The sequence below is a fragment of the Bacillus sp. FJAT-27231 genome, assembly GCF_001183975.1.
Classification (GTDB): Bacteria; Bacillota; Bacilli; order Bacillales; family Domibacillaceae; genus Pseudobacillus; species Pseudobacillus wudalianchiensis.
Map to the genome: position 1 here is coordinate 281,075 of NZ_LFZU01000001.1, position 6,025 is coordinate 287,099.

The window sequence follows — 6,025 nt, forward strand, 5'->3', positions numbered from 1 at the left end:
AATGGAGGCGTTTGATTACATCGAAATGAAAATCCCGGCCAAACCGGAATTTGTGGGCGTTATTAGATTGACGCTTTCAGGAATTGCGAGCAGAATGGGATTTACATATGATGCGATTGAAGATTTAAAAATAGCTACTAGTGAAGCGATCACCAACGCTGTTCAACATGCCTATAACGGCGACGAAGAAGGCGAAGTGGTGGTTGGCTTTGCTCTTTATCAGAAGCATTTAGAAGTGATGGTATCTGATAACGGTAAAAGCTTTAACTTTCGAGAAACTAAAAAAGCTTTGGGCCCTTACAAGGAGAATTCTGTGGAGTTTCTGCGTGAAGGAGGCTTAGGTCTATTTCTCATCGAAACACTAATGGACGAAGTAAAGGTTCATCAAAAGGAAGGGGTTACTTTGTTCATGACAAAGTACCTTGAAGGAGAGCAGGTGGAGAGGGATGCAGAAACCATCTCAACCTAATCAAGATGTAAAACAACAAGTGATTGAATGGATTAAAGCTTTTCAAACAGAAAACGATCATGAAGCTCAAGAAAATCTCGTAAAGCATTACCAAGGATTAGTTGAATCGATCGCCCGTAAATATTCTAAAGGCAAATCTTATCATGAAGATATTGCTCAGGTCGGAATGATGGGTCTTTTAGGAGCGATTAGGCGTTATGACGATTCTTACGGTAAGAGCTTTGAGGCCTTTGCCATTCCAACAATCGTTGGTGAGATCAAGAGATTTTTAAGAGATAAAACATGGAGCGTTCACGTGCCGAGACGTATTAAAGAGCTTGGTCCAAAAATTAAATCGACAGTAGAGGAATTAACTTCAAGCTTACAGCGGTCTCCAAAGGTAGATGAAATTGCACGTTATCTTGATATTTCCGAAGAGGAAGTCTTAGAAGCGATGGAAATGGGTAAGAGCTATCAGGCTCTATCTGTCGACCACTCAATTGAAGCGGATTCCGATGGCAGCACAGTGACGCTGCTTGATATTGTTGGTAACAAAGAACAAGGTTATGAAAGGGTAGACCAGAGGCTCGTGCTTGAAAAGGTGCTTCACGTATTGTCCGATCGTGAACGTCAAATTATCCAATATACTTATTTAGAGAATATGAGTCAAAAGGATGCAGGGGATAAATTGAATATTTCTCAAATGCATGTATCGCGCCTGCAAAGAAGAGCTATCAAAAAGTTGAAAGAAGCAATTGATGCTGAATCAATGACATCGGAGCGATTGACTTAATGAACTATTTTGAAAATGAACAGCTCGAAATCTGCGCCAATAAAGTGGCCAAAGGTGGCCAGCCTTTTTGCGGAGACAGCTATTATATCCATACAACGGATGATTATTTAATCTGTGTACTAGCAGATGGACTTGGCAGTGGTGAATTTGCTTTTCACTCCTCATCTGCAGTAACAAAGATAGTAGAAGAAAATCATCATGAATCGGTCGACCTTTTAATGAGCTTAAGCAATAATGTTCTTTATCAAAAACGGGGGGCGGCCGTTGCTATTTTAAAAGTGTATTTCGATACTCGTGAATTTGAATACAGTTGTGTTGGCAACATTCGCTTTTACTTGTATACAGACAAAGAAAAATTAACTTATCCATTGCCGGTAACTGGTTATTTATCAGGCCGCCCACAAAAGTATCGGACACAGCGCTTCACTTATGAGGCGAATTGTAAGTTCCTTCTTCATTCAGATGGAATTAACGTTTTGAATGTTAAGGCACTGCTGAGAAACCGTTCTATCCAGCAAATTGCCTCTATCCTTCAAGAAGAAACAGCCAAATCTGGGGATGATTCTACCTATATTATCGGAAGCCTGCTTTAATAAACGCGGGCTTTTTTCTTGTGTTAAAATAGAACATGGAAAAAGGAGGGATTAAGATGCCGGTTCAAGAGCTTTTTGGAAAAGAAAGCTTGATTAGAAAAACAGCTCAGGATGAAAATTTAGAGGTAAAAAAAGTGAGAGCGGTTATTAATCTAATTGAGGAAGGAAATACGGTACCATTTATCGCCCGCTATCGAAAAGAAATGACGGGAGCGCTCAATGAAGTTGAAATTCAATCGCTTATCAACCGTTGGAATTACTTGCAAAATCTATCTGCTCGTAAAGAAGAAGTTATTCGTTTGATTGAAGAACAGGGAAAGCTAACAGCAGAGTTAAAAGCGGATATTTTACACGCTGAGAAGCTTCAAGCTGTAGAAGACCTTTACCGTCCTTTTAAACAAAAACGACGAACAAAAGCAACGATCGCTAAGGAAAAAGGTTTATTGCCATTAGCAGAGTGGCTTCTTACTATGCCGGCTTCGTCCGTAACGGCACAAGCTGAAACATACATATCTACAGAAAAAGGCATTGCTTCCGCGGAAGAAGCGATAGAGGGAGCTTTGCACATTATTGCCGAGCAATCGGCCGACGAGGCAGCCATTCGCCAATGGGTCCGTGATGAAACATTTCGCAATGGGGTGATTCATTCTGCTGCTAAAAACAGTGAGCTGGATGAAAAGAACGTCTATGAAATGTACTATACTTACGAAGAACCAGTGGCAAAAATTGTTCCGCACCGTATCTTAGCCCTGAACAGAGGGGAAAAAGAGGATATTTTAAGGGTGACGATTCAGACAGACGCCGATAAAATTGTTCGGTATATGAGTAAACAATACAAGGTAAATGAACAAGTCGAATCCGGAGTATATGTACATGAAGCGCTCCAAGATGCTTATAAACGACTTATCCAGCCGTCTGTTGAGCGGGAAGTGCGAAATGAATTAACAGAAAAGGCAGAGGATCAGGCTATTCATATTTTTTCTGAAAACTTAAGAAAACTGCTTTTGCAGCCTCCTTTAAAAGGAAAAGTCGTTCTCGGTGTTGATCCGGCTTATCGAACAGGCTGTAAGCTTGCTGTAGTAGATGAAACGGGTAAGGTGCTATATATAGGCGTTATTTATCCACATCCTCCAAAGTCGAAGAGAGATGAGGCGGGAGCTCTCGTTCAGCAGCTTTTAAAAGAATATAGTGTTGAAATTATCGCCATCGGCAATGGAACAGCTTCGCGGGAAACAGAGCAGTTTATAGCGGATATTATTAAGGAAAGCAAGCAGCAAACATCCTATGTAATTGTCAATGAAGCAGGGGCAAGCGTATACTCTGCCTCCGAGACAGCGCGCGAGGAGTTTCCGGATTTCCAGGTCGAGGAGAGAAGTGCTGTATCGATTGCAAGGAGATTGCAGGATCCTTTAGCGGAGTTAGTTAAAATCGACCCTAAATCAGTAGGGGTAGGACAGTATCAGCACGATGTTTCTCAAAAAAAGCTAAATGAATCTTTAACATTTGTAGTAGAAACAGCTGTCAACCAAGTTGGGGTGAATTTAAATACAGCCTCTTCGTCACTCCTTCAGTATGTGGCGGGATTAAATAAAACGGTAGCAAATAATATCGTCAAGTTTAGAGAGGAAAACGGTAAATTTAACAATCGCTCGCAAGTAAAAAAAGTTCCTCGTCTTGGTGCAAAAACATTTGAGCAATGTATAGGGTTTTTAAGAATTATAGATGGTCAAGAGCCGCTAGATAAAACAGCTATTCATCCTGAAAGCTATCCAGAAGTAAAGAAACTGCTTCAAAGCGTAGGATACACGACACAAGATGTAGGAACGAAGGAGCTCGCGGAAGCGTTGAATAACGTTGCCATCGAGCAAGCGGCAGAAGAGACGGGTATTGGTGTTCTGACGATGCAGGATATTACGGATGCTTTAAAAAGACCTGGACGCGATCCGAGGGATGAATTACCAACGCCGCTCTTGAAAACGGGAGTCATGAAGCTTGAAGATTTAAAGCCGGGTATGGAAATGCAAGGGACTGTCAGGAACGTCGTAGATTTCGGTGCGTTTGTTGATATTGGTGTAAAAGAAGATGGCCTTGTGCATATTTCAAAAATGAAAAAAGGGTACGTTAAACATCCACTCGACGTTACCGCAGTCGGGGATATTGTCACTGTCTGGATTGAGCAAGTCGACGAGAAAAAAGGAAGAGTCTCTTTAACAATGATTCCTCCTGAAAAATAAAAAAGAAAAAGGAGTGGGCGGCTAATGACTAACGAAGAACTTCAATTGCTTACAGAAAAGATATCAATTGAACTGTTCGGCCGCCCATTTCTCCACAAAGCTATATTTAATTCACGCTTAAGAACAACTGGCGGCCGTTATATGCTGCGATCTCACAATATAGAAGTAAATAAAAAATATTTAGAAGCCTACGGACTGGAAGAATTAGAAGGCATTATTAAGCATGAATTGTGTCATTATCATTTGCATCTGGAAGGCAAAGGCTATAAACATGGCGAACAAGATTTTAAGCAATTGCTGCGAGAAGTGAAAGGGCCGAGGCATTGCACGCCATTAGAGAAAATACAGTCCAAAAAGAGAACTCGTGTACTGGTTTATGAATGTTCTAGCTGCCATCTTGTTTATAAACGGAAAAGAAAGATTAACACAGGTCGTTATGTTTGTGGTAAGTGCAGAGGGGTTATTGTATTCAGAGAGGAAATAGAATCAAATGGAGAATAATACTTTAAGGTGTGGTCGATTATATAAGAAGATCAGTGAATGGCATGAACAGAGCTTTTTTATTTTGTTCAACAAAAATGTTGACTCGCGTACTCCGCTTTAATATAATACAAATTGTCGATAAAATAATTTTCTATTCCGCAGTAGCTCAGTGGTAGAGCAATCGGCTGTTAACCGATCGGTCGCAAGTTCGAATCTTGCCTGCGGAGCCATTGTTTTTTTATGGGGAAGTACTCAAGAGGCTGAAGAGGCGCCCCTGCTAAGGGTGTAGGTCGCGTAAGCGGCGCGAGGGTTCAAATCCCTCCTTCTCCGCCATATTTTAATCTTTATTAAGGCCCCTTGGTCAAGCGGTTAAGACACCGCCCTTTCACGGCGGTAACACGGGTTCGAATCCCGTAGGGGTCATTGTTTCCTTTTTAATAATATTGGGCTATAGCCAAGCGGTAAGGCAACGGACTTTGACTCCGTCATGCGCTGGTTCGAATCCAGCTAGCCCAGCCATAATGAGCCATTAGCTCAGTCGGTAGAGCATCTGACTTTTAATCAGAGGGTCGAAGGTTCGAGTCCTTCATGGCTCATCATTTGCGCGGATGTGGCGGAATTGGCAGACGCACCAGACTTAGGATCTGGCGCCGCAAGGCGTGGGGGTTCGACTCCCTTCATCCGCATTGTACATGACGAGCGGCTTGCGTTGCGCAAGCTGTTTTTTTATTTGTAAAATCGTTTGAGAGTCCACATCAATAGAAGAATTAGTAAATGATTTATTTTTTAAAAAACAGTTGACTAATTGATCATATTACTTTAATATATTCCTAGTGACGCTAAAGCGCTTGGAACATTCTTTTGGAATGATAGAAAGCTCTTAAAGAGAGTCAAAAGTTATTTCAAAAAAAAACACTTGACTAGATAAAGAGCACGTGTTACAATTTAATTCTGTTGCAAGAAACGTGCGGTCGTGGCGGAATGGCAGACGCGCTAGGTTGAGGGCCTAGTGGGGGCGACCCCGTGGAGGTTCAAGTCCTCTCGGCCGCATCACTATTGCGCCCGTAGCTCAATTGGATAGAGCGTTTGACTACGGATCAAAAGGTTAGGGGTTCGACTCCTCTCGGGCGCGCCATTATATTGATTAACGGGAAGTAGCTCAGCTTGGTAGAGCACTTGGTTTGGGACCAAGGGGTCGCAGGTTCGAATCCTGTCTTCCCGACCAGGTATATAATATATGCGGGTGTAGTTTAATGGTAAAACCTCAGCCTTCCAAGCTGATGTCGTGGGTTCGATTCCCATCACCCGCTCCAAATTGATCTTTGAAAACTGAACAAAATACATGCCAGTAAGTTAATTCTTATTTTTAATTATGAGCAAGTCAAACAATCTTTTTGGAGAGTTTGATCCTGGCTCAGGACGAACGCTGGCGGCGTGCCTAATACATGCAAGTCGAGCGGACTTGACTTGACGG

Annotated in this window: 5 protein-coding genes and 10 tRNA genes; all 15 read left to right on the forward strand. The window is 42.1% G+C overall.

Annotated features, from left to right (window positions below; translation table 11 throughout):
• The first annotated feature begins 1 nt into the window (after nt 1).
• The 15 genes from rsbW to AC623_RS01465 all read left to right on the forward strand — a co-directional run bounded on the left by rsbW (nt 2) and on the right by AC623_RS01465 (nt 5,864).
• Nucleotides 2-469, forward strand: a complete 468-nt coding sequence (gene rsbW / locus AC623_RS01395) for an anti-sigma B factor RsbW (protein WP_049659785.1) — start codon at nt 2-4, stop codon at nt 467-469.
• A complete protein-coding gene (gene sigB / locus AC623_RS01400) occupies nt 447-1,241 on the forward strand; it encodes an RNA polymerase sigma factor SigB (protein WP_049659788.1) in 795 nt (264 codons plus the stop codon). Before rsbW ends, sigB begins: the two co-directional genes overlap by 23 nt.
• Nucleotides 1,241-1,834: a PP2C family serine/threonine-protein phosphatase gene (locus AC623_RS01405; RefSeq protein WP_049659791.1), complete on the forward strand. Its 594-nt coding sequence runs from the start codon at nt 1,241-1,243 to the stop codon at nt 1,832-1,834. The genes sigB and AC623_RS01405 overlap by 1 nt, the downstream gene beginning before the upstream one ends.
• Before the next feature lie 56 nt (nt 1,835-1,890).
• Entirely contained in the window at nt 1,891-4,068 is a 2,178-nt protein-coding gene (locus AC623_RS01410; protein WP_049659794.1) for a Tex family protein, read from the forward strand.
• A gap of 24 nt (nt 4,069-4,092) precedes the next feature.
• On the forward strand, nt 4,093-4,569 hold the full coding sequence (locus AC623_RS01415; protein WP_049659796.1) for a SprT family protein: 477 nt from the start codon (nt 4,093-4,095) through the stop codon (nt 4,567-4,569).
• Between the two features lie 137 nt (nt 4,570-4,706).
• Nucleotides 4,707-4,781 (forward strand) — tRNA-Asn (locus AC623_RS01420).
• Nucleotides 4,782-4,793: 12 nt separating this feature from the next.
• Nucleotides 4,794-4,884, forward strand: a tRNA-Ser gene (locus AC623_RS01425).
• A gap of 18 nt (nt 4,885-4,902) precedes the next feature.
• A tRNA-Glu gene (locus AC623_RS01430) sits at nt 4,903-4,974 on the forward strand.
• A 21-nt stretch (nt 4,975-4,995) separates the two neighbouring features.
• Nucleotides 4,996-5,070: transfer RNA gene (locus tag AC623_RS01435), tRNA-Gln, on the forward strand.
• 4 nt (nt 5,071-5,074) lie between these two features.
• Nucleotides 5,075-5,147, forward strand: a tRNA-Lys gene (locus AC623_RS01440).
• Nucleotides 5,148-5,155: 8 nt separating this feature from the next.
• Nucleotides 5,156-5,237: transfer RNA gene (locus tag AC623_RS01445), tRNA-Leu, on the forward strand.
• A 281-nt stretch (nt 5,238-5,518) separates the two neighbouring features.
• Nucleotides 5,519-5,601, forward strand: a tRNA-Leu gene (locus tag AC623_RS01450).
• 8 nt (nt 5,602-5,609) lie between these two features.
• Nucleotides 5,610-5,686 (forward strand) — tRNA-Arg (locus AC623_RS01455).
• Nucleotides 5,687-5,699: 13 nt separating this feature from the next.
• Nucleotides 5,700-5,776 (forward strand) — tRNA-Pro (locus tag AC623_RS01460).
• Between the two features lie 14 nt (nt 5,777-5,790).
• A tRNA-Gly gene (locus tag AC623_RS01465) sits at nt 5,791-5,864 on the forward strand.
• Nucleotides 5,865-6,025 lie beyond the last annotated feature (161 nt).